The organism is Loktanella agnita (assembly GCF_046640325.1).
GTDB lineage: Bacteria > Pseudomonadota > Alphaproteobacteria > Rhodobacterales > Rhodobacteraceae > Yoonia > Yoonia agnita.
In genome coordinates, this window is record NZ_JBJMBF010000002.1 from 254,029 (window position 1) to 277,100 (window position 23,072).

At 58.3% G+C, this 23,072-nt stretch carries 25 protein-coding genes and 1 pseudogene; 6 read left to right on the forward strand and 20 right to left on the reverse strand.

All coding sequences use genetic code 11. The features are described 5' to 3' along the window. Nucleotides 1-17 precede the first annotated feature (17 nt). Nucleotides 18-1,642, reverse strand: a pseudogene (locus tag ACJ5NV_RS03325) (FMN-binding glutamate synthase family protein). 54 nt (nucleotides 1,643-1,696) lie between these two features. Beyond that, complete coding sequence (locus tag ACJ5NV_RS03330; protein WP_411642200.1) at nucleotides 1,697-2,506, reverse strand: division plane positioning ATPase MipZ; 810 nt, start codon at nucleotides 2,504-2,506, stop codon at nucleotides 1,697-1,699. A 367-nt stretch (nucleotides 2,507-2,873) separates the two neighbouring features. On the opposite strand from ACJ5NV_RS03330, the gene ACJ5NV_RS03335 reads away from it, so the two are divergent. Next, the gene (locus ACJ5NV_RS03335; RefSeq protein WP_411642201.1) at nucleotides 2,874-4,208 is read left to right on the forward strand and encodes a DEAD/DEAH box helicase; all 1,335 of its coding nucleotides are present in this window, start codon (nucleotides 2,874-2,876) and stop codon (nucleotides 4,206-4,208) included. 272 nt (nucleotides 4,209-4,480) lie between these two features. Here ACJ5NV_RS03335 and ACJ5NV_RS03340 read toward each other — a convergent pair whose 3' ends face one another. The 3 genes from ACJ5NV_RS03340 to rplS form a co-directional block, all read right to left on the reverse strand. Next, nucleotides 4,481-6,286: a methyl-accepting chemotaxis protein gene (locus tag ACJ5NV_RS03340; RefSeq protein ID WP_411642202.1), complete on the reverse strand. Its 1,806-nt coding sequence runs from the start codon at nucleotides 6,284-6,286 to the stop codon at nucleotides 4,481-4,483. 134 nt (nucleotides 6,287-6,420) lie between these two features. Next, nucleotides 6,421-6,642, reverse strand: a complete 222-nt coding sequence (gene rpmE, locus ACJ5NV_RS03345; RefSeq protein WP_411642203.1) for a 50S ribosomal protein L31 — start codon at nucleotides 6,640-6,642, stop codon at nucleotides 6,421-6,423. Between the two features lie 11 nt (nucleotides 6,643-6,653). After that, nucleotides 6,654-7,037 carry a 50S ribosomal protein L19 gene (gene rplS / locus ACJ5NV_RS03350; protein WP_411642204.1) on the reverse strand — a complete coding sequence of 128 codons (384 nt, stop codon included), beginning with the start codon at nucleotides 7,035-7,037 and terminating at the stop codon, nucleotides 6,654-6,656. A gap of 420 nt (nucleotides 7,038-7,457) precedes the next feature. Here rplS and ACJ5NV_RS03355 point away from each other — a divergent pair, with 420 nt between their 5' ends. Next, complete coding sequence (locus ACJ5NV_RS03355; RefSeq protein ID WP_411642205.1) at nucleotides 7,458-9,218, forward strand: hypothetical protein; 1,761 nt, start codon at nucleotides 7,458-7,460, stop codon at nucleotides 9,216-9,218. Between the two features lie 34 nt (nucleotides 9,219-9,252). Here ACJ5NV_RS03355 and trmD read toward each other — a convergent pair whose 3' ends face one another. Continuing rightward, nucleotides 9,253-10,056 (reverse strand): tRNA (guanosine(37)-N1)-methyltransferase TrmD, encoded by an 804-nt coding sequence (gene trmD, locus ACJ5NV_RS03360; protein WP_411642206.1) that lies wholly within the window; start codon nucleotides 10,054-10,056, stop codon nucleotides 9,253-9,255. A 264-nt stretch (nucleotides 10,057-10,320) separates the two neighbouring features. Here trmD and ACJ5NV_RS03365 point away from each other — a divergent pair, with 264 nt between their 5' ends. Beyond that, nucleotides 10,321-11,409, forward strand: a complete 1,089-nt coding sequence (locus tag ACJ5NV_RS03365; protein ID WP_411642207.1) for a hypothetical protein — start codon at nucleotides 10,321-10,323, stop codon at nucleotides 11,407-11,409. 157 nt (nucleotides 11,410-11,566) lie between these two features. Here ACJ5NV_RS03365 and rimM read toward each other — a convergent pair whose 3' ends face one another. The 12 genes from rimM to ACJ5NV_RS03425 form a co-directional block, all read right to left on the reverse strand. Beyond that, nucleotides 11,567-12,076: a ribosome maturation factor RimM gene (rimM, locus tag ACJ5NV_RS03370; protein ID WP_411642208.1), complete on the reverse strand. Its 510-nt coding sequence runs from the start codon at nucleotides 12,074-12,076 to the stop codon at nucleotides 11,567-11,569. Beyond that, nucleotides 12,073-12,219, reverse strand: coding sequence for a hypothetical protein (locus tag ACJ5NV_RS03375; protein ID WP_411642209.1), 147 nt, complete (start codon nucleotides 12,217-12,219; stop codon nucleotides 12,073-12,075). The genes rimM and ACJ5NV_RS03375 overlap by 4 nt, the downstream gene beginning before the upstream one ends. Before the next feature lie 60 nt (nucleotides 12,220-12,279). Further along, complete coding sequence (gene rpsP / locus ACJ5NV_RS03380) at nucleotides 12,280-12,669, reverse strand: 30S ribosomal protein S16 (RefSeq protein WP_411642210.1); 390 nt, start codon at nucleotides 12,667-12,669, stop codon at nucleotides 12,280-12,282. A 49-nt stretch (nucleotides 12,670-12,718) separates the two neighbouring features. Then, nucleotides 12,719-13,015 carry a chorismate mutase gene (locus ACJ5NV_RS03385; protein ID WP_411642211.1) on the reverse strand — a complete coding sequence of 99 codons (297 nt, stop codon included), beginning with the start codon at nucleotides 13,013-13,015 and terminating at the stop codon, nucleotides 12,719-12,721. After that, nucleotides 13,008-13,574: a GNAT family N-acetyltransferase gene (locus ACJ5NV_RS03390; protein WP_411642212.1), complete on the reverse strand. Its 567-nt coding sequence runs from the start codon at nucleotides 13,572-13,574 to the stop codon at nucleotides 13,008-13,010. Before ACJ5NV_RS03390 ends, ACJ5NV_RS03385 begins: the two co-directional genes overlap by 8 nt. Further along, nucleotides 13,571-14,083 (reverse strand): GNAT family N-acetyltransferase, encoded by a 513-nt coding sequence (locus ACJ5NV_RS03395; protein WP_411642213.1) that lies wholly within the window; start codon nucleotides 14,081-14,083, stop codon nucleotides 13,571-13,573. Before ACJ5NV_RS03395 ends, ACJ5NV_RS03390 begins: the two co-directional genes overlap by 4 nt. After that, nucleotides 14,080-14,598 (reverse strand): GNAT family N-acetyltransferase, encoded by a 519-nt coding sequence (locus ACJ5NV_RS03400; RefSeq protein WP_411642214.1) that lies wholly within the window; start codon nucleotides 14,596-14,598, stop codon nucleotides 14,080-14,082. Before ACJ5NV_RS03400 ends, ACJ5NV_RS03395 begins: the two co-directional genes overlap by 4 nt. Continuing rightward, entirely contained in the window at nucleotides 14,595-15,143 is a 549-nt protein-coding gene (locus ACJ5NV_RS03405) for a GNAT family N-acetyltransferase (protein WP_411642215.1), read from the reverse strand. The genes ACJ5NV_RS03400 and ACJ5NV_RS03405 overlap by 4 nt, the downstream gene beginning before the upstream one ends. A gap of 3 nt (nucleotides 15,144-15,146) precedes the next feature. Next, nucleotides 15,147-16,631, reverse strand: coding sequence for a signal recognition particle protein (ffh, locus tag ACJ5NV_RS03410; protein ID WP_411642216.1), 1,485 nt, complete (start codon nucleotides 16,629-16,631; stop codon nucleotides 15,147-15,149). 184 nt (nucleotides 16,632-16,815) lie between these two features. Further along, nucleotides 16,816-17,334: a hypothetical protein gene (locus tag ACJ5NV_RS03415; RefSeq protein ID WP_411642217.1), complete on the reverse strand. Its 519-nt coding sequence runs from the start codon at nucleotides 17,332-17,334 to the stop codon at nucleotides 16,816-16,818. Nucleotides 17,335-17,357: 23 nt separating this feature from the next. Next, a complete protein-coding gene (locus tag ACJ5NV_RS03420; protein WP_411642218.1) occupies nucleotides 17,358-17,696 on the reverse strand; it encodes a hypothetical protein in 339 nt (112 codons plus the stop codon). Nucleotides 17,697-17,717: 21 nt separating this feature from the next. Further along, a complete protein-coding gene (locus tag ACJ5NV_RS03425; RefSeq protein ID WP_411642219.1) occupies nucleotides 17,718-18,641 on the reverse strand; it encodes an alpha/beta hydrolase in 924 nt (307 codons plus the stop codon). A gap of 123 nt (nucleotides 18,642-18,764) precedes the next feature. Here ACJ5NV_RS03425 and ACJ5NV_RS03430 point away from each other — a divergent pair, with 123 nt between their 5' ends. Together ACJ5NV_RS03430 and ACJ5NV_RS03435 are read left to right on the forward strand one after the other, a co-directional pair. After that, entirely contained in the window at nucleotides 18,765-19,646 is an 882-nt protein-coding gene (locus ACJ5NV_RS03430) for a LysR family transcriptional regulator (protein ID WP_411642220.1), read from the forward strand. Further along, a complete protein-coding gene (locus ACJ5NV_RS03435; protein WP_411642221.1) occupies nucleotides 19,643-20,518 on the forward strand; it encodes a DMT family transporter in 876 nt (291 codons plus the stop codon). Before ACJ5NV_RS03430 ends, ACJ5NV_RS03435 begins: the two co-directional genes overlap by 4 nt. Before the next feature lie 7 nt (nucleotides 20,519-20,525). On the opposite strand, the gene ACJ5NV_RS03440 is transcribed toward ACJ5NV_RS03435, so the two are convergent. Beyond that, on the reverse strand, nucleotides 20,526-21,431 hold the full coding sequence (locus ACJ5NV_RS03440; protein ID WP_411642222.1) for an SDR family oxidoreductase: 906 nt from the start codon (nucleotides 21,429-21,431) through the stop codon (nucleotides 20,526-20,528). 187 nt (nucleotides 21,432-21,618) lie between these two features. On the opposite strand from ACJ5NV_RS03440, the gene ACJ5NV_RS03445 reads away from it, so the two are divergent. Further along, nucleotides 21,619-22,512 (forward strand): AraC family transcriptional regulator, encoded by an 894-nt coding sequence (locus ACJ5NV_RS03445; RefSeq protein ID WP_411642223.1) that lies wholly within the window; start codon nucleotides 21,619-21,621, stop codon nucleotides 22,510-22,512. Nucleotides 22,513-22,700: 188 nt separating this feature from the next. Here ACJ5NV_RS03445 and ACJ5NV_RS03450 read toward each other — a convergent pair whose 3' ends face one another. Then, a complete protein-coding gene (locus tag ACJ5NV_RS03450; RefSeq protein WP_411642279.1) occupies nucleotides 22,701-23,021 on the reverse strand; it encodes an ArsR/SmtB family transcription factor in 321 nt (106 codons plus the stop codon). Nucleotides 23,022-23,072 lie beyond the last annotated feature (51 nt).

Genomic DNA, 23,072 nt, shown 5'->3' on the forward strand with positions numbered 1-23,072 from the left:
TCCTGTGTCAGGATTTGTTACCCGCGCCCCTCTGGTGGGGCAAAACTATGGGCGCTGGCGCGGCCCCAGCGTTCCTTGAACCCGTGTTGATCGGGGCTGTCATCCAGCAGGAAGCCTTCGGGCAGATAGGTGTAGACATCAGCCGCTTCGGTCATTTGCCCGTCGCTGCGCTGCGCCGCGTCATGAAATGATAGGGTAGGAATTCGCGCGGGTCGTGCAGACCTGCTGCCCCGGCCATTTCGCCAAGCGCCCGCATGGTGTTGGCGTGAAACCGCGCCACCCGCTGGCTTTTATCCCCGACATTCAACGCGCGCTGGCGCAGCGGGTCTTGCGTGGCGACCCCGACAGGGCAATGGTTGGTATGGCAGGCCTGCGCCTGAATGCAGCCAATCGCGAACATATAGCCGCGGGCAGAGTTGCACCAATCCGCCCCCAGCGACATCGCGCGGGCAATATCGAAGGCGCTGACGAGCTTGCCCGCCGCCGCGATCTTGATGTGATCGCGGATCCCCGCGCCGCGCAGGGTGTTATGGACAAAGCTTAGCCCTTCGACCATCGGCATGCCCACATGGTTGGCAAATTCCAGCGGGGCGGCCCCGGTGCCACCTTCGGTCCCGTCCACGATGATGAAATCCGGCATGATCCTGGTTTCCAGCATCGCCTTGACAATACACATGAATTCACGCCGATGTCCGATGCACAGTTTAAACCCGACCGGTTTGCCCTGTGACAGTTCGCGCAGGCGGCCAATAAATTCCATCAGAGTGATTGGCGTGGAAAAAGCGTTATGCGCAGCGGGCGAAACACAATCGACACCCATCGGGATGTGCCGCGCTTCGGCGATTTCAGGGCTGATTTTGGAGGCTGGCAGCACGCCCCCATGGCCCGGCTTGGCCCCTTGGCTGAGCTTCAGTTCGATCATCTTCACCTGATCGCTGGCGGCCTGTTCTGCAAATTTGTCGGGGTTGAACGACCCGTCGTCATGCCGACACCCGAAATAACCCGATCCGATTTCATAAATCAAATCGCCGCCCGGTTCCCGGTGATAACGGCTGATCCCGCCTTCGCCGGTGTCATGCGCAAACCCGCCCAGTTTCGCCCCGGTATTCAGCGCCAGGATGGCATTGGCCGACAGTGCGCCAAAGCTCATGGCCGAGATGTTATAGAGCGACGCATCATAAGGCTGGGTGCAATCGGGTCCGCCAATCCGCACCCGAAAATCATAGGTGTCGAAATGCACCGGCGCGACCGAATGGGTCAGCCATGAATAGCCTGCCTCATACACCGCTTCGCGTGTGCCAAAAGGGCGGCTGTCTTCGGCACCTTTCGCGCGCTGATAAACGAGCGAGCGTTGCTCGCGGCTGAACGGCTGTTCGTCCTGATCGCTTTCAATCAGATATTGCCGAATTTCGGGGCGGATACCTTCGAACAGAAACCGCATATGGCCCAGCACGGGATAATTGCGCAGGATCGCATGGTTGGGCTGGCGCAGATCACGGATGCCCAACAGGCTGAGCGCGGCGAAAATGGCGCAAAGGACGAACACCCAAGGCACCCAGAACCCGATGATGAAACACAGGACCGTCAGAACGCAGACCAGCGCAAATGTGGTGAACCGTTCTAACGCCCATAACCGATACATACCGTTGCTCCCGCTTTTTTACGAAGGTAAGCGGCACAGCCGGGAAGCGAAAGGTCAGAAATCTGCGGTCACACCCGGCAGGTTCAGCGCTTTGATCATGTCCCGCAGTTCCTGCCGAGCGGCAAGGTTGGACATGCTCAGGCTGGTCACGCCCACATCGCGCAGGTCCAGCAAGGTCAGGCCGCGCGGGAACAATTCGCGGAATACGACCCGTTCGCTAAAGCCGGGTGCGGTCCGAAATCCGATGCGGCCAGCCAGCTTTTCCAGCGCGCGCTGCATCTTTTCCTTGTTGATCATCGCGGTGGTGCCCAGCCGGTTGCGGACCACAACCCAGTCGATCGGGTCGACGCCTGCCTGCGCACGGGTCTGTCGCGCGCTCCACACCATTTCGGAATAGACAGAGGGCTGCACGATCTCTTCGCCTTCGGCATCGACCTGTGCGAGCAGGTCAAAATCGACGAAACTGTCATTCAATGGTGTGATCAGCGTGTCCGACATCGCATGGGCCATGCGGCTGTGCCGGGTGTGCGAACCGGGGCAGTCGATCAGGACGAAATCGCAGACCTTGTGCAGCTCTTCCACTGCCATCGACAGGCGCAAGTCTTGCAAATTGGCACCTGTAGGGACGCTGGCGGGATCAAGATTTGGCAGCTCGGCGTAATCCGGGGTAGGCAGTTCCAGCCCTGCGCTTTTCATAAAGGCCATCCGGTTGGCGATGTAACGCCCCAGCGTTTTCTGGCGCAAATCCAGATCCAGCGTGCCGACGCGGTGACCCATCCGCGCTAACGCAGTTGCCACATGCATTGACACGGTCGACTTGCCTGCGCCGCCCTTTTCATTGCCCACAACGATAATATGCGCCACGCGGCCCGTCCTGACATTCCCCGATTTCCCGCCTTATATGGACCTCTTTTGGTGAGGGAAAGCGCTTGCCGGGGCGTGGCGTCATTTTGCGTGCACCCTTGACAGATGTGCCACAAAAGCGCATCTGCGACATAACCGATGCAGGCTGCCGCGTGAGCAGCGCAGGATGGCGATCCATCCACAACAGCATCGCTTGCATCATCAGGTTCCCATCATCACGCGAGGGGTCCAGCGCCGGATCGGCGCCCGGACACTACGGTCGCGGGGCGTCAGCATTGCGGCGTAACCTTGCCAACGGCGTCGGCTTTTGTCGCGCGCCAAGTAACATGTGCGGGCCGATGGTCTGCAAAAGACAGGATATCCGTCAATGGATTTTGACATGCTGGGCCTTGCGCCCCGATTGATTAACGTACTGAAAGAACAGGGGATCACCGACCCGACCCCGATCCAGACACAAGCCATTCCGCACGCTATGAACGGCCGTGATGTGATGGGGCTGGCCCAGACGGGCACGGGCAAGACAGCGGCCTTTGGTCTGCCGATGATCCACGCATTATTGAAGGCTGGTGTGAAACCGGGCCCGAAATCTGTGCGCGGGCTGATCCTTGCCCCCACCCGCGAGCTGGCAAAACAGATCGCCGACAATCTGACAGCCTATACCAAGGGCAGCCACCTGAAGGTGGCGCTGGTTGTTGGCGGAGCTGGCATTGTCGGCCAGACCAAGCGGCTGGCGGGCGGGGTTGACCTTCTGGTCGCCACGCCGGGCCGTCTGATCGATCTGCTGGATCGCCGTGCCGTGCGTCTGGATGAAACGATCTATCTTGTACTGGACGAAGCGGATCAGATGCTGGACATGGGCTTTATCCATGCCTTGCGTCAGATTGCGCCGCTTTTGGCAAAAGACCGCCAGACCATGATGTTCTCGGCCACGATGCCGAAATTGATGAGCGAGCTGGCCGATACCTACCTAAAGGATGCCGTTCGCGTGCAGGTGAACCCGCCGGGACAGGCTGTGAAAAAGATCAACCAATCGGTACATTTCGTGGCACAGGCGGCCAAATTGGACCTGCTGGTTGAGCTGCTGGATGCCCACCGTGATGAGCGTGCGATCATTTTTGGCCGGACCAAGCACGGCTGTGAAAAGCTGTATAAAGTGCTTGAGAACAAGGGTTTCGCGGCGGCCTCTATCCATGGGAATAAAAGCCAGGGACAGCGTGACCGTGCGCTCGCATCCTTCAAGGCCGGTAAGGTTCGCGTGCTGGTTGCTACAGATGTGGCCGCCCGTGGGATCGATATTCCCGATGTGCGCCATGTGTATAATTATGATCTGCCGAATGTGGCTGAAAACTATGTCCACCGGATCGGTCGGACCGCACGCGCAGGTGCCGATGGCGCTGCGGTGGCGCTGGTCGCCCCGGATGAGATGATCGAATTGCAGGACATCGAAAAGACAATGAAAGAGGTGATCCCCGTTGCCTCTGGTCGCCGGTGGGAAATCCAGCCGGGGCAGAAGAAACGCCCCAATGGTGGCGGTGGCGGCGGTGGCCGACGCGGGCGTGGTGGCAGCGGTGGGGGTGGCGGACAGCGGTCCGGTGCCAAGCCTGCCCAATCTGCCGCAAAACCGGGGGCAGGTGCAGGCAAACCGGGCGGCGCCAAGCGCCGGCGCGGTGGTCAACGCGGCGGACGGGCACAAAGCGCCTGATTTAACCAAGACATGAAGGCATCAATTGCGATTGATGCCTTCGCGCAGTTTCGTCACGGCAGGCACTGGTTCCGTTAGTCGCATGGTATTGCGGCACCTGTCGTTATGGGAAAGCTATGTGGTTAGAGCCTGAAACACCCCGGACCGCCTTGTCGCGTTTGAGCCAAGGGGCGAGGGCCAGCGCACAGGCGACGCCAAGATTTCCCCGAAACACTTTGTGCATTTCCCAAATCCAACCGCCTCATGTTCATATGGCAGAATGACTGCATGTCTTATGCTGCGCGTGGGTTTGCCCTTTGACGTTTGCCTGCTGTCTTGAACTGTCGCAGCGTATCTGACAGCTGCATCGCTTCGGACTTCAGGGTAACACCAGCCGCGTTTGCCTCTTCCCCGAGCGCCGCATTTTCCTGCGTCATATGGTCAAGCTGCTGCACGCCCGCGCTGACCTCTGACTGGCCAACTGCTTGGCTTTTTACAGATCCAGCAATATCTTGAATCAGTGATCCCATCTGCTCGACCTGCGCAAGCAGCTGTTCCAATGAGGTGGCCGTTGTCTGCACCAGGCTGGTGCCATCGCTGATTTTGGACTGGCTGGCGGTGATCAATGTGCGGATTTCACGGGCGGAATCGGTGGCACGTTTGGACAGCCCACGCACCTCTGATGCGACCACGGCAAAGCCTTTGCCAGCCTCACCTGCGCGCGCAGCCTCAACCCCAGCGTTCAACGCGAGCAGGTTGGTTTGAAAGGCGATATCCTCAATCACCGCGATGATCTGGTTGATCTGGCCAGAGGAGTTTTCGATCTCTTTAATCGCGCGGGTGGCCTCTTCCAGATCTTTGCGGCTTTGCGTGGACAGGTTCAGGCTTTTGCGGGCCATGTCATCGGCATTCGCCGCCTTATCGGCAATCTGCTTGCCCGTATCACTGAGGCTGCCCAGCGTCGCAGACGATTCGGCCAGTGTGGCGGCCTGCGTTTCCACACGCCGCGCCAATGTGTCGGACATGGAGGCGATGCCAGTTGCGGCGGATGTCACCTCTGCCGCGATGTCATCAATGTCAGACACGGTCCTGGACAGGCTGTCGACCACCGCGTTAAAGTCCTGCCGCAGCGCATCATAATCCGCTGGAAACGGATTAGCCGCGGTGGATTCAATCCGATGTGTCAGGTCACGCTGCGCTAGACGCGCCAGCCCGTCGCGCAAAATTTCCATCACCTTTGATTGTTCTTGCTGGGCGACCTGACGCTCTTGTTCCAGCTCGCGGGTGCGGAGCAGATCAACCTTGAACATGCTGACGCGGGTCGCGATTTCGCCGATTTCATGCGCTTGCCCATCATGGGGCACATCCGTTGTCAGATCACCCCCGGCAATCCGTGCAATCGCGGCAGAGACCGCTGAAATCGGACTTAGCATGCGTGCTGTCAGGAATAGAATGGCCACGACGCCTAACCCAGTGACAATCAGCGACGCCATCAACATGGTGGATTGCTGGCCTGCGATCGCCGCGTCAATGACTGTGCGTTCCACGCCGACATAAAGTATACCGACGACGTTGCGGGAGCCATCAAAGACCGGCTGGTAAATTGTCAGATAGGGTTTACCGAGAATCACCGCCTCACCCCGGAAGGTTTCACCGCGTTGGATCGCCGCATAAACGGGGTTTTGTTGTCCTAGATAGGTACCAACGGCGCGTTGACCATCTGGTTTGATGATATTCGTGGTGACACGGCGATAGTCATTTTCGCTTGTATCCCAGACAAACAGCGTAGCGGTTTCGCCCGAGACGCTGCCGACCTGATCAATAAGATCATGGCTGTCGATGGCCGGAATATCACCCCATATGGCGCGGCTGATTGTGCCGTCGGACGCATAGCGGACATCCAGTCCAGTAAACGTATCTTCAAAAAGGGTGGCCATCACGCGCAGCGAGATATCCTGCCGGACCTGCGCATCCTGTAGTAAGTAATCTTTGGCTAGTCGCGAGGCGATGAACTGTAGCACCACGCAAACGGTGACCAGCATCAGGATCATTGCAATGGCAAGGCGGAGCTTTAGCGACATATCGGCGAGTTTTTGCATCGGAGGACTCGTGTTTGTTGATCGCCGCGACCCTAGGGCTCAACTGCGAAGACTCTCTTAATGCGCGCAGGCCGAAAACGAAAAAGGCCACATGCGTTTGCATGTGGCCTTTGCCATCAAATCTGCGGGTGGATTTAGAAGCCCAGACCGGCGTATTTGTTTTTGAACTTCGACACGCGGCCACCGGCATCCATCAGACGGGTCGAACCGCCATTCCATGCCGGGTGCACGGAAGGGTCGATGTCCAGCGACATGGTGTCGCCTTCTTTGCCCCATGTGGATTTCATCTGGACCACGGTGCCATCAGTCATTTTGACGTCGATGATGTGGTAATCGGGGTGAATTTCTTTTTTCATGGGTCCCGTCCTTACGCTTCGGCGCTCTTGGGTGCTTTGTAGTTGGTGACTTCTGCGATACGTGCGGATTTACCACGACGCGAGCGCAGGTAATACAGCTTGGCCCGGCGGACACGGCCGCGACGGACGACTTCGATGCTGTCGATATTGGTGGAGAAGAGGGGGAAAACCCGTTCAACGCCTTCACCAAAGGAAATCTTGCGCACAGTGAAAGACCCGGCAATGCCTTTGCCGTTCTTGCGGGCGATGCAGACACCTTCGTAGTTCTGCACACGGGTGCGGGTGCCCTCGGTCACTTTGTAACCAACGCGGATGGTGTCACCCGCTTTGAAATCGGGGATGGTTTTCCCCAGCGTCGCAATCTGCTCCGCTTCGAGTTGTGCAATCAGATCCATCTGACGGCTCCTTTGATATGCTTGCGGTGGGCCGCAATGTTTATGTCGTGCCGTAGAGCTCTGGTCGTTCTCGGGTCCGGTCCTGCCGCCCGCCAGAGATGCGTCATCTTTTGTTTTCTTGTGGCTGTCCGGCCTTTCTGGTGAGACAGGATCAACGCAGATCCGCTCATGCTCCAGTGGTTCCATAAACCAACGCCCGGAATCAGCGTACTGACCAAGCATTGCGCGCGTATAGGCGATCAGGCTCTGCCTGACAAGAGGTTCGGCGCAGCAACGGAGTGATGATCGTTGGGAGATTAAATTATATCAATACAACTGAGGGTTGCATATTGACCAGTCGATATGGACACGCCTAGGCTATCTGCACACCCGGTATCGCCACCCTGAAATTTTGATGGCAGCAACGCATGAGGTATTCCGATGTATTCATATAAATTAGTTTCAACCTGTACAATTCTGACTCTTGCCTGTGGCACGCTCTCCTATGCTGATAGCCATGAAAACGGCACGGCAGCCTATCCTATGGACGCTGCACAGACCTGCGCCTTAACGCAAACGACGTTTGATGCTGACTGGACAAAAATCACTTTCCCGAACACGGCGGGTAATCCACTGGCTGGAATGTCCTTAGGCCCGGTTTATGCAACCGATAGCGGCTTGGTTTATATCTTTCCGCCGGACGGCCCTGCATTTACGGACAGCACCGACCAGCCTACAGATTGCGCCTTTCACAAATGGAGCGCGCAGATGTTCCTTTGGCTGACCTCTTCGGTGGACGATGTGGCAGAAATACCGACAAACCCCGGCCCGCCCAGCAGCGACACTGATTATGTCTTTGCCAGTGAATTTTTCTATCGGCTTGAAGGTTTTGACACGCTTGTTCCGCAAGGTGCGACGGAGATCAACCTAACCCCCTTGGCCCGGGATGAAAAGAATATCGATAGTATCGGGCAGGCCGGGTTTACCAATGGCGTGCTGTTTTTTGAGGTGGATACAGAAACCGAAAGCCAAAGCGATCTTGTCTACTACGATATCCATGTCAGTCGGCCCTATGGCTATGTTGTGGCCGCAAATAACGCGGCGGATAGCCCCTTATTCAACCAGTTCCTACAAAACCGGGCAGAGTCATGCGTCGCCATCGCCTATGGTATCGAGAATGACTATTTCGGCGGGTCCGGTAGCCAGACCCGGATCGAAGCGGCTTTGCTATCAAACTTGTTCTGCTCGGAATTCATTGCCTTACCAAGTGGCTTCGGCTCTGATGTATCAGAGGTGGAACAGGATGCAGAATCGCCGACGGGTGGCGCGCCCGTATCACTGCGCGCAGCCGAAGCGGCAATTGATTACCTTGCCATGACGATGGAGCTGAAAACATCCTGGGTGCGGGCTGACAGCCTTGCGGCGCCCGGGGACTACATTCAGCAATCGGGGACGGTTCCGGTCTATGGGCCGAATGATGACGGGACTTGGTCGCAAACTGGCGAAGAAACAGTCGATCTGGCAATGATTGGGATGCATGTTGTCGGCTCTGTGGCGGATCACCCCGAAATGATCTGGGCAACGTTTGAACATGTGGGGAATGCCCCGGACGTGACCTATCCTTATGTCAACGCGAGTGGGGATATCGCTGAATTCACCAATCTGTCCGACACGCCGAATGACATGTGGTTGCTGTCAGATGGCACATTCGCACCCACCATTCGGGAATATGCTGTAACGCGTGCGGTTGAGGGGGGACCGGATATCATCGTGCCAAGCCCCTCTGCCGGGGGCGCCCCATTGGACACACCCACCAATGTGAACCGCTTGAACCCGTGGGGCAGCGATCCCAGCACGGCCAGTGCGGCTGATAACAACAGCATGGTGATTTCGACCAATACAGCTGTTCTTGCAGCGCTCAATGCGGCCTATGGTGACGCAGATATCAGCGATCCGCGCCGCAATTACATTCTGACAGGGTCAAGCTGGGGGCATAACGGGATGTTCCCAACAGGCAATGATGTCAGCCAGATCGCGGGGACGCCTGCGATGGCAAACACCACGATGGAGACCTTCCAGCAGGCCGATTTTGACGGGTCGGGCGATCGTGAAGGCTGCTTTACATGCCACGGCATTAACCCCGGCGACTCCGGTTTTGATGTCAGCCATATATTCAGCGGAATCACGACGGTTGAGGAATAAGATCAAGGTGCGGGCGGTCACTCCGCCCGCATCCCTATTTTGAACCAGACCCGTCGTCGTAGCCTGCCCACATATCCGGCCGCCGCTCTTGCGTGATCTTTTCGGACATCGCGCGCCGCCATGCGGCGATTTTTGCGTGATTGCCGGATAGCAGCACCTCTGGGATCGCATGGCCCTGCCATTCTGCGGGCTTGGTGTATTGCGGGTGCTCCAGCAGTCCGCTGGAATGGCTTTCCTCAACCGCGCTATCGGCATTGCCAAGCACGCCGGGCAGCAGGCGGACTGTGGCGTCGATCATCGCTTGCGCTGCGATCTCGCCGCCGGTCATCACAAAATCGCCCAGGCTGACCTCTTGAATGCCGAAATGCTGCAACACCCGTTCATCAACGCCCTCAAACCGACCGCAGAGCAGGGTGACCCCATCCGTCCGGGCCCAGTCGCGGGCCATCGCCTGATCAAACCGGCGGCCACGCGGCGACAAATAGACCAAAGGCATCACGCCGCGGGCACCTTGACGGGCCTCTGTAATCGCGGCCTCCAGCACATCGGCGCGCAGGACCATGCCCGCGCCACCGCCTGCCGGGGTGTCATCCACATTGCGGTGCTTGCCGATCCCGTATTGGCGCAGATTATAGGTCTGCAACTGCCACAGACCGTCCTGCAACGCCTTGCCGGTCAGGCTCTCGCCCAGCACACCGGGGAACGCCTGCGGGAACAGCGTGAGGATCTGCGCGGTCCAAGAGCCGGCCAACGCGGGTGTCTCGGTCATCAACTCACGTGGTTGCAACGTCGGGCGGACAGCAATGCGGCCTGCGGATTTTGGGATCTTGTCAGTCATGCGGGTTTCTTACGGGATCGTGATGGATAAGAAAACGGTCGGATATGTCGTGCGGGGTTCTGCGACACACGCATCAACCAGATGTCTTGTCGCGGCCTGTTGCAGCGACATCCGTAAGTTTTGATTTCATCACATTGGCTTGCTCCATGATGAAAGCGCAACTGATTGAGGTCTACAATGAACCCATTGTTGCGGATGCTGCGTCTTGCATGAACGACTGTTATGATTGACTGTCTAGGCTAAATAATATCGCGAGGTCGCAGCATGTCGGACTCACTTTTTGGCGTGATCAGAAGAAACCTTCTTCCTAAGGCGTCCGATATCGAGGCCGTTCTTAAAGATGAAGGATTTGTCGTTGAGCTAGCACCTAACTGGAAACCCTTAACCGAAAACGGTTTTCTACCCATCGAAGTGGACGATAGGGAAGCAGGTTGTGAAGTCTTTTTTTGGACCGAAGAAGATGATGATGCAGAGGACCCGGAAGATTTTTCCATCAAAAGACTGCAGCAGTGCGGATTTCCGCAATGTGATCTAGGTTTTGAATTAGCATTTAGCAGCGAAGACGAATGGAAAAGCGCGACCTTGCTTGGGTTTGCATTGGCAACCTTGGGTAGTGGATCTGTCGAAGGAAACGACCTAAATGGTGAGGTGATCCATGGCAAAGAAAGACTGCGGCGGTGGCTCCACTCAGAATTTGAAGACACAACCGATGCAGATGCAGTAGCTGTCGATCCGTCAGAAGTTGAAACGGAGGTGCTGTTGTCACAACTGCTCCGGACCGTGATTGGGACATCGGTGAAAGGCTTGGATCATGACACACTAAGGCCAAAAGTCGAAAATGCTGCCATGGCCGGTTTTGGTTATGCCCCATGGGCCAGCAGTTTAAAGCTCGAGTTTTCCAACGGCGTAACGATTGGAGGACCGGTATGGACGATGCGGAACAATGATGGATTGCAATTGGAGGCCACACATAAGTCCCGCTACAAGAAACGGCCCGACAAGATGAAGAAACAGATTATCGCAGAGCGTCGAAGGGCTGGACATGAAAACCCCGATAGGTTTTCCAGACACGATCCGATGTTGCTAGATAATCAAGCGTTGTCGCAAGCGGTAGCGACAATCAAAGGTTTTGACGAAACCGTAAAGGTGTCTGACGTCAGTTTCGCTGCGCCGAATTGGGTACGTGTATATTTCGCTGGCCGTGAAAAAATGGGCCCTTCTGGACCGTACACCGAAACCGCAGTCCTTGGATTTATCAGCAACATAGATAGGGCTGAGGTTCATGTGCAGGGCAAAGAGCGAGCGTTTTCGCTCAACCAATACTGCGTAACACTAGCCGAGGATGCGCGTTAGTTGGTTTCAAGCGATTGGGGTTAAGCTTATGTGGCGCTGGATCTATTCCTCGTTTGCTTGCGCAAATCAGCCCTACTGCTGAAAAGCGGACATCGATATGAAAGCAGCAAACGTCCGCTCTGTCCGCACAGCGGCCACCAGCAGTCGATCGGCCGGATTAGTCCGGCAGGCTACCCTGCGGCGGGTTTACAATGATTTTTTCGGCACTCAAATCAACCGTCGGCACGATCTCTTGGGTAAAGGGCAGCAAGACGGTTTCGGATTGGCCTGCGATGGTTATTTCCAACAGGTCACCGGCGCCGTGATCCATCACATTCTTGACAGTTCCTAAGGTCGTGCCGCCGGTATCAAGGACCGTCAGGCCGATCAGATCGCTATAGTAATATTCATCGTCAGGAAGCGAGGGCAGGCGGGTTCTGTCTGCGTAAAGGTTGGTGTTCCGCAGCGCGTCGGCGTCTTCTTTTGTGACGACGCCGTCCAGACGGGCGCTGAACCCGTTTTTCAACTGGCCGGTCAGCACCAATTGGGCAAAGCTGCGGCCATCTTCGGTATAAAGCGGGGTGTAATCAGCAATCGCCGCCGGATCCGCGCAAAAGGATTTCAGGCGCAATTCACCCTGCACACCAAACGCGCCGCCAAGCGCACCGACAATCACACGATCCGTCATTCAAGCTCTACCCCGACACAAATATCCGACAGCCACAGGCCGCCCCCGTTGCGGCAAATCTCTTCGGCTTTGTTCCGCTCGAACAACATGCCCGCCACAAAGGCAAACATCACAAGGATGATCAGGCGCAGCAAGCGAAACATCAAAGATTTCCCGGAAAGGGGACATTGCCCGGATGAAAGACCCGGGCAATGAAAAGGGGTTTATTCCTCAGCAGCGGCTTCTTCAGCAGGCGCATTGGCCGCTTCTTCAGCAGCTTTCGCCTTCTCTGCCTTTTCCTCAGCGCGGGCCTGAGCGGCTTTGCCGGGCGTGCCCTTCTTGGGGTTACTGCGGTCTTTCTTGGGCAGCTCGCCTGCAGCTTCCAGCATGCGGGACACGCGGTCAGTTGGCTGTGCACCCTGCGCCAGCCAATGCTTTACGCGCTCAACATCCATTTTGACGCGGTCTTCGCTGTCTTTTGGCAGCATCGGGTTATAAGTGCCAAGTTTCTCGATGAAACGGCCATCGCGGGGCATACGGCTGTCTGCCGCAACAATCGCGTAAAAAGGACGTTTTTTAGAGCCGCCACGGGCCAAACGAATTTTCATAGCCATCAGATTTTCTCCTTACAGATGGGTGTCGTAAGGTGGATCTTGATCCACCCTAGCTTTGGTGTTGTTTGTGGTGTTGGATAACTTCCTGAATGATGAAATTCAGGAATTTCTTGGCGAATTCGGGGTCCAGATCGGCCCGGTTCGCAAGATCGGTGAGCCGCGCAATCTGCTGTTCTTCACGCGCGGGGTCGGACGGGGGCAAATCGTGGTCGGCCTTCAGCCGGCCCACGGCCTGCGTGTGCTTGAACCGCTCGCCCAATGTGTAGACGAGAATGGCATCAAGCCGGTCAATGCTTTCGCGATGCCCTTTCAGGATCTCGGCAGCACGGGTTACAGCATCAGTCATCGCTGTCTCCTTGGGTCGTATAACGGTAAGTCACAATATCGGCGGCACGGCGCGGATGCGGGGCATCTTTGACCGCACCCAGTTTTTCCGCGATGCGGATCGAAGCGGTGTTCGCCATGGCGATATAGCTGACGAAATCATCCCCATAAAGCGCACGACACAGCGGCAGCATCGCGCGCGCGGCTTCGGTCGCATAGCCATGGCCTTCGGCAGATTCAGTCAACAGCCAGCCCAGTTCCGCATCCGGGTCGCCATATTCGTGCCCCAGCAAAACCATGCCCTGCACGGCACCGTCATGGGTACAGATGGTCAGTGCCCCATGGCCACGCAGAACCCAGCCTGCCACCAACTGGTTGAAATCCAGCCAGGCAGCTTCTGCCGTGAACGGACCACCGAAATGCACCGCGCGGTCCGTGGTCCAGATCGGTTCCAGCACCGCCCAATCCGCGATCCTTGGCAGGCGCAGCACCAGCCGTTCTGTCGTGATCTCTGGCACGGCAGTGGCGATATTGTCACGCTGCGCTGCGGCTTTTGCCGGGGCTTTTGTCCACGGGTTCATTGCGCCACCTCCGGCCCCGGATGACGCCAGATATGCATCAAGCCAAACGTCGGGTGCTGATAAGTTTCGCCATCAGTACAGCCCATCCGCCGTGCCAGCGCGACAGAGCGGGTATTGGCCGGATCAACAAGGCTCATCGCGGTGGTCCAGCCCAGCGTGCCATAGGCATAGCGGCGCGCGGCAAGGGCGGCCTCATAGGCGATCCCGCGCCCTTCGGCTGCGGCAAAGACAGACCATGCGATTTCCGGCTCAGGCCAGTCTTCGGGAAAATACAGGCCCACAATGCCCAGCGGCTGATCGGTCTGACGGTCGGCAACCATCCAGCGGCCATAGCCGCGCAAATGCCAGTGCCCGATGATACTGCAAAGCTGGTCAAAGGCCTGCGCGCGGCTATAAGGCCCGCCCACGGTCTTTGCCCGGTCCGAGACGCGAAACGCAGCGTAAGCTTCAAAATCATCCGCAGAAGGCGCGCGCAGGGTCAGCCGTTCAGTTTGCAACGTCGGGATCATGTCTGCGCCCCCGGCACCGGATGGCGATAGACCAACGTATCGGGGTAGCCGTCAGGCTTTGGAGCGGCATCATCACGAACCGCGCCCAGCTTTTCGGCCAGACGGAGCGAGCGTGTGTTGCCCGCTGCGATATAGCTGACAGCGGTGGTCCAGCCGAGCACATCAAAGGCGTGGCGGACAGCGGCACGTGCGGCCTCTGCCGCGATGCCGGTGCCTTCGTGATCGGCGGACAGCATCATCCAGCCGATTTCTGTTTCGGGCCAATCGTCGGGGACCCAAGGGCCGATCAGACCCAGCGCCGTATCATCGCCGCGCAGGGTCACCGCCCACATGCCATAACCCCGGATTTCCCAATGGCCCAGCTCGGCGGCGAACTGACGCCAACTTTGGCCGATGGTCTGGGGGCCGCCAACACCTGCAGAACGCTCTGACGCAAAGAAATCGCGAAAGGCAGGCCAATCGGCTGGGGTCGGGCGGCGCAGGATCAGCCGCTCTGTCGTCAAAGGCGCGGTCATACAATCGCCCCCGCACCCTGCGCGACCGCGCGCGGATCATCATAGGACAGGTGCCGGAACACGATCACCTTTTCATCGTCGACCACATCGCGGCGGTCTTCCATTGCGCCAAGACGGGCGGCCAGACGCAGCGACCGGGCGTTGGCCGGTGAAATCAACGACACCAGCGGTTCCAGACCCAGCGTCCGGCCCGCCCAGTCGCGCACCGCACAGGCGGCTTCAAAGGCATAGGATTTGCCCTCAAACCCATCAAACATATGCCAGGCGAGTTCGGGCTGCGGCCATTCGATATGGTTGATGACACCCACGCGGCCTGTGGCCACGCCGGACTTGCGTTCGGTCACCGTGAAAAAACCGTAACCATGCCACTGCCAGTGGCCAATCCCCGCCAGAAAGCCGCGCCATGCATCACGCTCCGTCCCTTTGCCGCCCACATGCACCATCCGGTCAGACCGGGTCAGCCACGCCGTAAAGGCCGCGAGATCCCGTTTCTGGGGACCGCGCAGCACAAGGCGTGCCGTGGTAAGAGTGGGGGCCGGGGTCATCGCTTACTTTTTCTTGCCAAAGCCGGACAGGCCTGGGGGCAGGCCCATGCCGCGCCCCATACCGGGCATGCCTGCGGGCATTTTACCTTGCAGCGCCTTTGCCGCCTCTTCCATCGCCTTGGGGTCGTTCATATCGGGCATGCCGCCTTTGCCCATCATGCTTTTCATGGCCTGCTTGAGCATCCCGCCCTTGCCCATTTTCTTCATCATCCCGGCCATCTGCTTGTGCTGTTTGACCAGCTTGTTCAGCTCGGACACTTCCAGCCCGGCGCCTTTGGCGATGCGTTTCTTGCGCGAGGCGGCGAGCAGGTCGGGATTGGCGCGCTCTTTCTTTGTCATGGAATTGATCAGGGCGATCTGGCGTTTCAGGATACCGTCATCCATACCGGCCGCATCCATCTGTTTCGACATTTTGGCAGCACCGGGCATCATGCCCATCATGCCTTCCATGCCGCCCATTTTCATCATCTGTTCCAGCTGCATCTTCAGATCGTTCATGTTGAACCGGCCCTTTTGGAACCGTTTCATCATGCGTTCAGCCTGTTCGGCCTCAATTGTTTCCTGCGCTTTTTCAACAAGGGCAACAATATCGCCCATGCCAAGGATACGGCCTGCGATCCGGTCCGGCTCGAAGGTTTCAATCGCGTCCATCTTTTCGCCAAGACCGACAAAGCGGATCGGCTTACCGGTGATCGCGCGCATCGACAGGGCCGCGCCGCCGCGCCCGTCGCCATCCATCCGGGTCAGGACAACGCCGGTCACCCCGATCTTGTCGTCGAATTCCTGCGCGACATTCACCGCATCCTGACCGGTCAGCCCGTCAACAACCAGCAGGGTTTCACGTGGGTTGGCCACATCGCGCACGGCTGCGGCCTGTGCGATCAGTTCCTGATCAATATGCAATCGACCGGCGGTATCCAGCATATAGACATCGTAACCGCCCAAGGACGCCTGCGTCTTGGCGCGTTTGGCGATCTGCACTGGGGTTTCGCCGGGCACGATGGGCAATGTGTCCACACCGATCTGGCCGCCGAGGATAGCAAGCTGTTCCATCGCCGCAGGGCGGTTGGTATCCAGCGAGGCCATCAGCACCCGCTTGCCTTCACGCTCTGTCAGGCGTTTGGCCAGCTTTGCAGTGGTGGTAGTTTTACCAGAGCCTTGCAGACCAACCATCAGGATGGGGGCAGGCGGGTTGTCGATCTTCAGCGCGCCGGGGTCTTCGGCACCGGTCAGCACATGTTTCAGTTCGTCATGCACGATCTTGACGACCTGCTGGCCGGGGGTGATCGACTTGGTGACGGCCTGACCTGTGGCCTTGTCCTGCACCGCCTTGACGAAGTCGCGGGCGACGGGCAGCGACACATCGGCTTCCAGCAGGGCGACACGCACCTCGCGCAGGGCGGTTTTGACGTCATCCTCGGTCAGCGCACCTTGTTTGGTGAGCTTGTCAAACACACCGGACAGGCGGTCGGATAGATTTTCAAACATCGGCCAAGGCCCTCACGTCGTTTCAGTTGCCTTGACCATATAAGAAGTCAAAGCGGAATGCAGTAGCGCCCCCGTGGGCAATGCCCAAAGCAGCGCGCCCCCGTGGGCGCAACGCGCTGACGGAGGGCGATCCCCTGATCATCGGGGACCGGAAAGCTGACGCTATCCGGGTGTTGGGTGGCGTTTACGCCTCTGGAATGCCTGAGTCAACATTCATAGATAGCCACACATTGATCGCATCGACCGCACGGTGGGCGCCCTTCCCGCTGGTATAGATTTCTGTCGCCGGATGGGTCCCGGCATCCATCCCGCCATTCAGCACCAAGGCTACGCGATGTGTCGGGCCACCGCCCGTGCTATGCGAACCACGATTATTCGCGCTTTGCGTTTGGACCAGTGCCTTTTCAAGATGCTCCAGCATATGGCGGACCTTATGGCGACCAAAAACACTCGCATGGCGCAATTCGATCAGGTTGCGGCTGCGATCCAAAATCAGATCATCCCGGCGCACGAAAAGCGCAAAGAACAACCCCATGAAGGCAGCGCAAAGCAGCATCACCACGCCCTGCGTGTAATCGCCATCGGTCAGACTGAAAAAGCCCCAGGCTATAAGGCCCAGAATGGCCGCTGATATGGCAATCGCCATCGCCCAAGGGACATTGCGCAGGATCAGCTGTTCGGGGGTATTACGGACAATCTTCATATCGCAGGGATATGAAGGCGTAACTACCTGATCAACCTCAAATATTGCTGACGATACGCCCAAGCCACCGTACCGGTGCCCAAAATCAATACCAGCATGTGCCAGTAAGGGGGACCAACCCAGATCAGGAGTGCGCTCAGCCCGATGAACATCGTGGCCAGCAGCAACAGCCCGGCGAAACCTTCGGCCCCGCGTTTCCACAAAAGCGCGGCCCCGATCACCTCAATCGATCCGGTGACATAGCGGGGAAACTGGCCAAAGCCGATCGCCTCATAGATCGCCACATCCACATGATAGCCCGTCAGTTTACGCAGCCCGAAATAGAGGAATGCAAGTGTCAGGGCGGATTTCAAAAGGGTCATGGGCTGTATCATACCCCATATTTAGGGCGTCGCTGGGAAAGTCACGTCCCGGATGAACTGCCCAATTTCAGCAATGGATGCATCCGCCTCGGGGCAGCGGCCCACATTCAGGTGCCAGACATGCGTGCGGCCCCGGCAGAGCGTCAGGGTCACCGGGATGCCCTGATCTTTCAGCACCTTGGCCATCGCCCGGCTGTCATCCACCAGCATTTCAGTCTCATCTGCGTGGATCAGGCAGGGCGGCGCGTCGGTGAAATCACCCAAGACGGGCGAAAGTTCAGGGTTTTCCGGATCGGCCCCGGCGCGATACGCGTTTTGCCCGCGACGGGCCCAGCTGACAGGGACAAGGTGATCGGACCGCGCGTTTTCATGCAATGACGCTGCGGTGAACCGCATATCCGTCAGGGGCGACAGGGCGACCACTGCGGCAGGACGGGGCAGATCGCGGCTGCAGATCCGGTGCAGTAAAGCCAACACCAGATTACCGCCCGCACTATCGCCCACCAAACTGATCGGCCCGGCCGCCGGGTCAGCACAAAGCGCAAGATACGCCGCAGTCGCCTGATCCAGCGCGTGCGGATAGGGGTGCTCTGGCGCCAGCCCATAATGCAGGAAATGCGCGCGCTGGTCGGCGGCTTGGCCCAGACGCGCAACCAGATGGCGATACATGCGCAGGCTGCCGATCATGAACGCGCCGCCATGCAGGTAAAGCATCGTACCACCCGCCGGGACAGGGCCGGTCTGACAGACAGTCGTGCGGACATTTTCGCCAGCATGAGTCAACGCGCAATCAGTCAATTGCAGACCCGGCGGGGTTTTCAGCGACAGGATTGCGTTCAGATCAGCAGCACGGCGGGCCAACGGCTGCGACGTGATCATCGCAAGGGTCGGTTTTTGGACAATCCTTGCATAGGCGTTCCAGAATTTTTGGTGTTTAGACAGCATAAAGCGCAGGGTTGCTGGTGCGGATGGGGCAAGTCAAGCAAGCTTCTTGCACGGCCCCCTTGTATTCACGAACGGAATAGTCAAATCCTGCTTTGATATGTTTGTCAGCGCACAGGGCCGAATATGGACAACTGGGATGAAATACGCACGGCATATCAGGTCGCGCGGCGGGGCACTGTCAGCGGGGCGGCGGATGAACTGGGGGTGCACCACGCCACCGTCATCCGGCACATTGACGCGCTGGAACAACGGCTGGGCGTAAAGCTCTTTCAGCGGCACGCGCGGGGGTACACGGCCACAGAAGCGGGCCAAGACCTGTTACAGGTCGCACAAGCCACCGATGATCAATTCACGCAGCTCGCCGGGCGGATCAAAGGGCAGGGCGAAGGCGTGTCAGGCGATCTGGTTATCACCTCGCTGGATATTCTGTCGCGCACGCTGACCCCGATCATGGTGGCCTTCCAGACCGAATACCCAGAGGTGCGGGTACGCTACCGAACTGGCGACCGGGTGTTCCGGCTGGAATACGGCGAGGCCCATGTGGCAATCCGTGCAGGCAGGATGCCTGAAGAGCCCGATAATGTCGTCCAGCCCTTCATGAAACAGCGGGTCGCGCTCGTGGCGTCGGACAGCTACATCGCGCGTTTCGGCCTGCCAGAGGGCGAGGCCGATCTGCCCAACCATCGCTTTGTGGTGGATGACAGCGACACGTCCCGCGCGCCCTTTGCGCGCTGGCTGCGGTCACATGTGCCAGAGGATAGGTTCATGTATCGGGCCACCGATATCCGCAATATGCAGGGCGCGATCGTCGCTGGCGCAGGCATCGGGTTCGTCACCGTGCAAGAGCTTGCAGCGAACCCCTTCCTGACCGAAGTCCTCCCCAGCCTTGATGACTGGTCCGCACCGCTTTGGCTGGTCACCCATGTGGACCTGCACCGCACGACCAAAGTGCAGGCGTTCCTGCGGTTTCTGAAAGATCGGTTCAAGGACCAGCTAGAGGCATGAGCGGGGCACGCGCTGGCCATCTGGCCATGCTTCTTTTTTCGCTGCTGGTGGCGGGGTCCTTTCCGCTTGGGGCGATGGCCGCCAATGAAATCACACCCGCTGCGCTGAATGCAGTGCGTTTCTGGATCGCGACCGGGATCATCGGGACGGCGGCACTGGCCACAACCGGGCTGCCGCGCAGTGCGGCAGCCGCACCTTGGCGCTACATTCTGCTGGCGGGGTTTTTCATCACCTATTTCGTGCTGATGTTCACCGGTCTGAAAACAGCGGCCCCAGTCAGCGCGGCGGCGGTGTTTACGCTGACGCCAATCCTGACAGCGGGGTTCGGCTATTTGTTATTGGGGCAGGTGCTGACGGGGCGGATCGCCTTGGCGCTGATAATCGGCGGGCTGGGCGCACTTTGGGTGATCTTTCGCGCCGATTTCCAAGCGATCCTGCGCTTTCAGGTCGGCCCGGGTGAAGCGATATATTTCTGGGGCTGTGTCTCGCACGCGGTCTATACCCCGCTGGTGCGCAAACTGAACCGTGGGGAACCCGCCATTGTATTCACCTTTGGCATGTTGTTGGCGGGCTCGGTGATGCTGACGGCATGGGCCTGGGGCGATCTGATGGCGACCGACTGGGCGGCGCTGCCGTGGATTGTCTGGATCACGATCCTTTACACAGCGGTCTTTGCCAGCGCGGTCACCTTCACGCTGTTGCAGTTTTCCACCCTGCGGCTGCCATCGTCCAAGGTCATGGCCTATACCTATCTGGTGCCGTCCTGGGTGATCGTCTGGGAACTGGCGCTGGGCCGCACAGCACCGCCCGTCATGATATTGGCCGGGCTGGTGCTGACAGTGGTCGCACTTGTGATGCTACTGCGGGAATAGGGCCGCGCTACAGCTTGGCCCGCAACCGGTTCACCAGCAGATCATTGGTCAGGATCGCATCCTTCATCGCAGACAGCTCTGTGATATCCCATGTCGCGCTCAGATACCGGCCTTTGGCCCAATCGGCTTGACCAGAGGACAGCCAGACAATGAAACCAGCCGCAAGCGCGGGTGTGTCGTTCAGATATTGATGCATGTTGTCAGGCATCGACCGGCCCAATTCGGTCGTGACACCGCCGGGATGAATGGCAAAGCATTTGATCCCATCGTCACCATGATCGCTTTGCACGAATTCGCACAGACGATTTACCGCGTGTTTGGCGGTTTGATAATCAGATGCGCCCGGCAGCAAAAACTGCGCGCCGATGGAGGATAGCAAAATCAAATGCCCGCCACTGCGCCCGTCGGCGGCGCATTTTGCAGCGCTCTCCTGCAAATGTGGCAAGGTGTAACGGATCACATGATAGGCACCTTTGACGTTCACCTCCCAGTTCAGCCACCAACCTGCCGGGTCGGATTCACCAATTTTGACCCAAGGGCCCAGATAGCCAGCATTGGCGTCGGCCACATCAATACTGCCAAAGGCGGCCACACACGCCGCGACGGCCTTTTCAACCTGCGCAGCATCCGTGACATCGCAAACAGCATAGGCGCAAGCGGTGTCAGGATTGGCGGTTTGCACCTTTGCTTTGGTTTCTTTCAACGCCTCTTCGGACCGGGCGGTCAGGAAAACTGCCTTTGCCCCGGCGGCGGCAAAGGCGACCGCTGTTGCCTGACCGATCCCACGGGATGCGCCACTGATAAAGACAACCTTATCGGTGGCGCTCCCCTTCAGCGCGCCCTGCGGGTCAATCGCATCATACACATCATGTTGCGGTTTAAGATCTAGGAACTGATTTTCAATCGACGACATGGGACGCTCCTTTGCTTTGCCAAATGCCCGACGCACACCGGGGTGTGCGTCTGACAGACAGATAGCAGGCAGCGCGCGGGCAGACCTGTCACATCCTCTGCAAGATCTGCCCGATCCTCCAGATTGGGGTGTTTTTGGCTATGCCGTGATCCGGAAGCTGTTAGACATAAGATAGAGGAGAGCCCTAATGGAACTTGCCCAATTCCTAACCCTGACACAGCGATATTGCGGCCCTTATCGCGAAAAGCCCGAAAACCTGCCCGGTTTGTCGACCTATCGCCGCAGCAAAATCAGCGAGATAGAGGCATCGGTCTATCAACCGGTCATGTGCCTGATCCTTCAGGGAAGCAAAACAACCTCATCCGGCGCACAATCCGTAACACTGCGGCAAGGCGATGCGGTGCTGGTCAGCCATGACCTGCCGGTGACCTCTCGGATTACACAGGCGAGCACATCTGCACCCTATTGTGCGCTGATCCTGTCCCTTGATCTGGCGCTGCTGCGCAGCCTGCGCGAAGAGTTGGGCGATGGGTTGCCGCAAACCGATGCGGTGCGCGCGCTTTGTGCCGCACCCGCTGATCCCAACTGGCTTGCGCCATTGGCGCGCTATCTGGCGCTTGCGGACAATCCGCAGGATGCGCAGGTGCTGGGGCCGGCAACCTTGCGTGAAATTCACTACCGGCTGCTGCTGTCGCCCATCGGGGGGATGCTGCGTCGGTTGCTTTCGGTCGACAGCCATGCCAGCCGGGTCGCCAGAGCAATCTCACAAATCAGATCCGGTTTTCGCGATCCGCTTGCGGTGCCCGACCTCGCACGGGTGGCGGGGATGAGCCCGTCATCATTCTATGACCACTTCAAATCGGTCACTGGCACGACCCCGCTCCAGTATCAAAAAGACCTGCGTCTGATCGCAGCGCGCGCATTGCTGACCGATCAGGACCACTCCGTATCCGCGGCGGCCTTTGCCGTGGGCTACGAAAGTCCGACCCATTTCAGCCGCGACTACAGCAGAAAATTCGGACAAGCGCCAAGCCGTGATGCAAAGGCACAGCCCACTGACGGGCTGGTAATGAACGCCTGAGGCAAAGTTAACGTGCCGTTTACGTTTAGACCGCGCGCTGGGTTAAACCGCTGAAATCCAGCCCGTGGGTCCGACGCAAGTCCGACGTGAATCCGATACCGATTTCGGGCCAAAATAACCTTTGTTAACAAGGCGAATCAATTTGACCGCGCGGTGGATGTTGCCGCTGTCACCGAACGTTGCGTGGCCTATTCCAGCTCTTGCGCCAGAAATGCCTCAAACTGATCCAGATCGACCGCAGCCATCTGGCCAAAGGCCTGCATCCAGACCGATGCTTCGCGCAGGGCGTCCGGTTCAAGCTTGCACCATTTCACCCGCCCACGCTTTTCCTGACTGATTAGCCCGGCGGCGGTAAGTACGCCTAAATGCTTGGAAATCGCGGCCAGCGACATCTCAAACGGCTCTGCCACATCGGTGACAGCCATGTCGTCTTCCAGCAACATCGCAAGGATCGCCCGGCGGGTCGGGTCAGCAAGCGTGGCAAAGATGGTATCAAGCGATGTGGTCATGGCAGCGATTAAGAAGACACACCCTGAAACGTCAACCATTTGGTTGGTATT

Excerpts from the sequence above, each read along its gene's own strand:
- ACJ5NV_RS03445 (WP_411642223.1), top strand. The coding sequence starts at position 21,619 with ATGGAACTTGCCCAATTCCTAACCCTGACACAGCGATATTGCGGCCCT.
- rpsP (WP_411642210.1), bottom strand. The coding sequence starts at position 12,669 with ATGGCTATGAAAATTCGTTTGGCCCGTGGCGGCTCTAAAAAACGTCCT.
- ACJ5NV_RS03400 (WP_411642214.1), bottom strand. The coding sequence starts at position 14,598 with ATGACCGCGCCTTTGACGACAGAGCGGCTGATCCTGCGCCGCCCGACC.
- ACJ5NV_RS03435 (WP_411642221.1), top strand. The coding sequence starts at position 19,643 with ATGAGCGGGGCACGCGCTGGCCATCTGGCCATGCTTCTTTTTTCGCTG.
- ACJ5NV_RS03395 (WP_411642213.1), bottom strand. The coding sequence starts at position 14,083 with ATGATCCCGACGTTGCAAACTGAACGGCTGACCCTGCGCGCGCCTTCT.
- rimM (WP_411642208.1), bottom strand. The coding sequence starts at position 12,076 with ATGACGGATCGTGTGATTGTCGGTGCGCTTGGCGGCGCGTTTGGTGTG.
- ACJ5NV_RS03355 (WP_411642205.1), top strand. The coding sequence starts at position 7,458 with ATGTATTCATATAAATTAGTTTCAACCTGTACAATTCTGACTCTTGCC.
- ACJ5NV_RS03450 (WP_411642279.1), bottom strand. The coding sequence starts at position 23,021 with ATGACCACATCGCTTGATACCATCTTTGCCACGCTTGCTGACCCGACC.
- ACJ5NV_RS03340 (WP_411642202.1), bottom strand. The coding sequence starts at position 6,286 with ATGCAAAAACTCGCCGATATGTCGCTAAAGCTCCGCCTTGCCATTGCA.
- ACJ5NV_RS03430 (WP_411642220.1), top strand. The coding sequence starts at position 18,765 with ATGGACAACTGGGATGAAATACGCACGGCATATCAGGTCGCGCGGCGG.
- ACJ5NV_RS03405 (WP_411642215.1), bottom strand. The coding sequence starts at position 15,143 with ATGACCCCGGCCCCCACTCTTACCACGGCACGCCTTGTGCTGCGCGGT.
- rpmE (WP_411642203.1), bottom strand. The coding sequence starts at position 6,642 with ATGAAAAAAGAAATTCACCCCGATTACCACATCATCGACGTCAAAATG.
- ACJ5NV_RS03420 (WP_411642218.1), bottom strand. The coding sequence starts at position 17,696 with ATGACCCTTTTGAAATCCGCCCTGACACTTGCATTCCTCTATTTCGGG.
- ACJ5NV_RS03365 (WP_411642207.1), top strand. The coding sequence starts at position 10,321 with ATGTCGGACTCACTTTTTGGCGTGATCAGAAGAAACCTTCTTCCTAAG.
- ACJ5NV_RS03390 (WP_411642212.1), bottom strand. The coding sequence starts at position 13,574 with ATGAACCCGTGGACAAAAGCCCCGGCAAAAGCCGCAGCGCAGCGTGAC.
- ACJ5NV_RS03440 (WP_411642222.1), bottom strand. The coding sequence starts at position 21,431 with ATGTCGTCGATTGAAAATCAGTTCCTAGATCTTAAACCGCAACATGAT.
- ACJ5NV_RS03375 (WP_411642209.1), bottom strand. The coding sequence starts at position 12,219 with ATGTTTCGCTTGCTGCGCCTGATCATCCTTGTGATGTTTGCCTTTGTG.
- trmD (WP_411642206.1), bottom strand. The coding sequence starts at position 10,056 with ATGACTGACAAGATCCCAAAATCCGCAGGCCGCATTGCTGTCCGCCCG.
- ACJ5NV_RS03425 (WP_411642219.1), bottom strand. The coding sequence starts at position 18,641 with ATGCTGTCTAAACACCAAAAATTCTGGAACGCCTATGCAAGGATTGTC.
- ffh (WP_411642216.1), bottom strand. The coding sequence starts at position 16,631 with ATGTTTGAAAATCTATCCGACCGCCTGTCCGGTGTGTTTGACAAGCTC.
- ACJ5NV_RS03335 (WP_411642201.1), top strand. The coding sequence starts at position 2,874 with ATGGATTTTGACATGCTGGGCCTTGCGCCCCGATTGATTAACGTACTG.
- ACJ5NV_RS03415 (WP_411642217.1), bottom strand. The coding sequence starts at position 17,334 with ATGAAGATTGTCCGTAATACCCCCGAACAGCTGATCCTGCGCAATGTC.
- ACJ5NV_RS03385 (WP_411642211.1), bottom strand. The coding sequence starts at position 13,015 with ATGACTGATGCTGTAACCCGTGCTGCCGAGATCCTGAAAGGGCATCGC.
- rplS (WP_411642204.1), bottom strand. The coding sequence starts at position 7,037 with ATGGATCTGATTGCACAACTCGAAGCGGAGCAGATTGCGACGCTGGGG.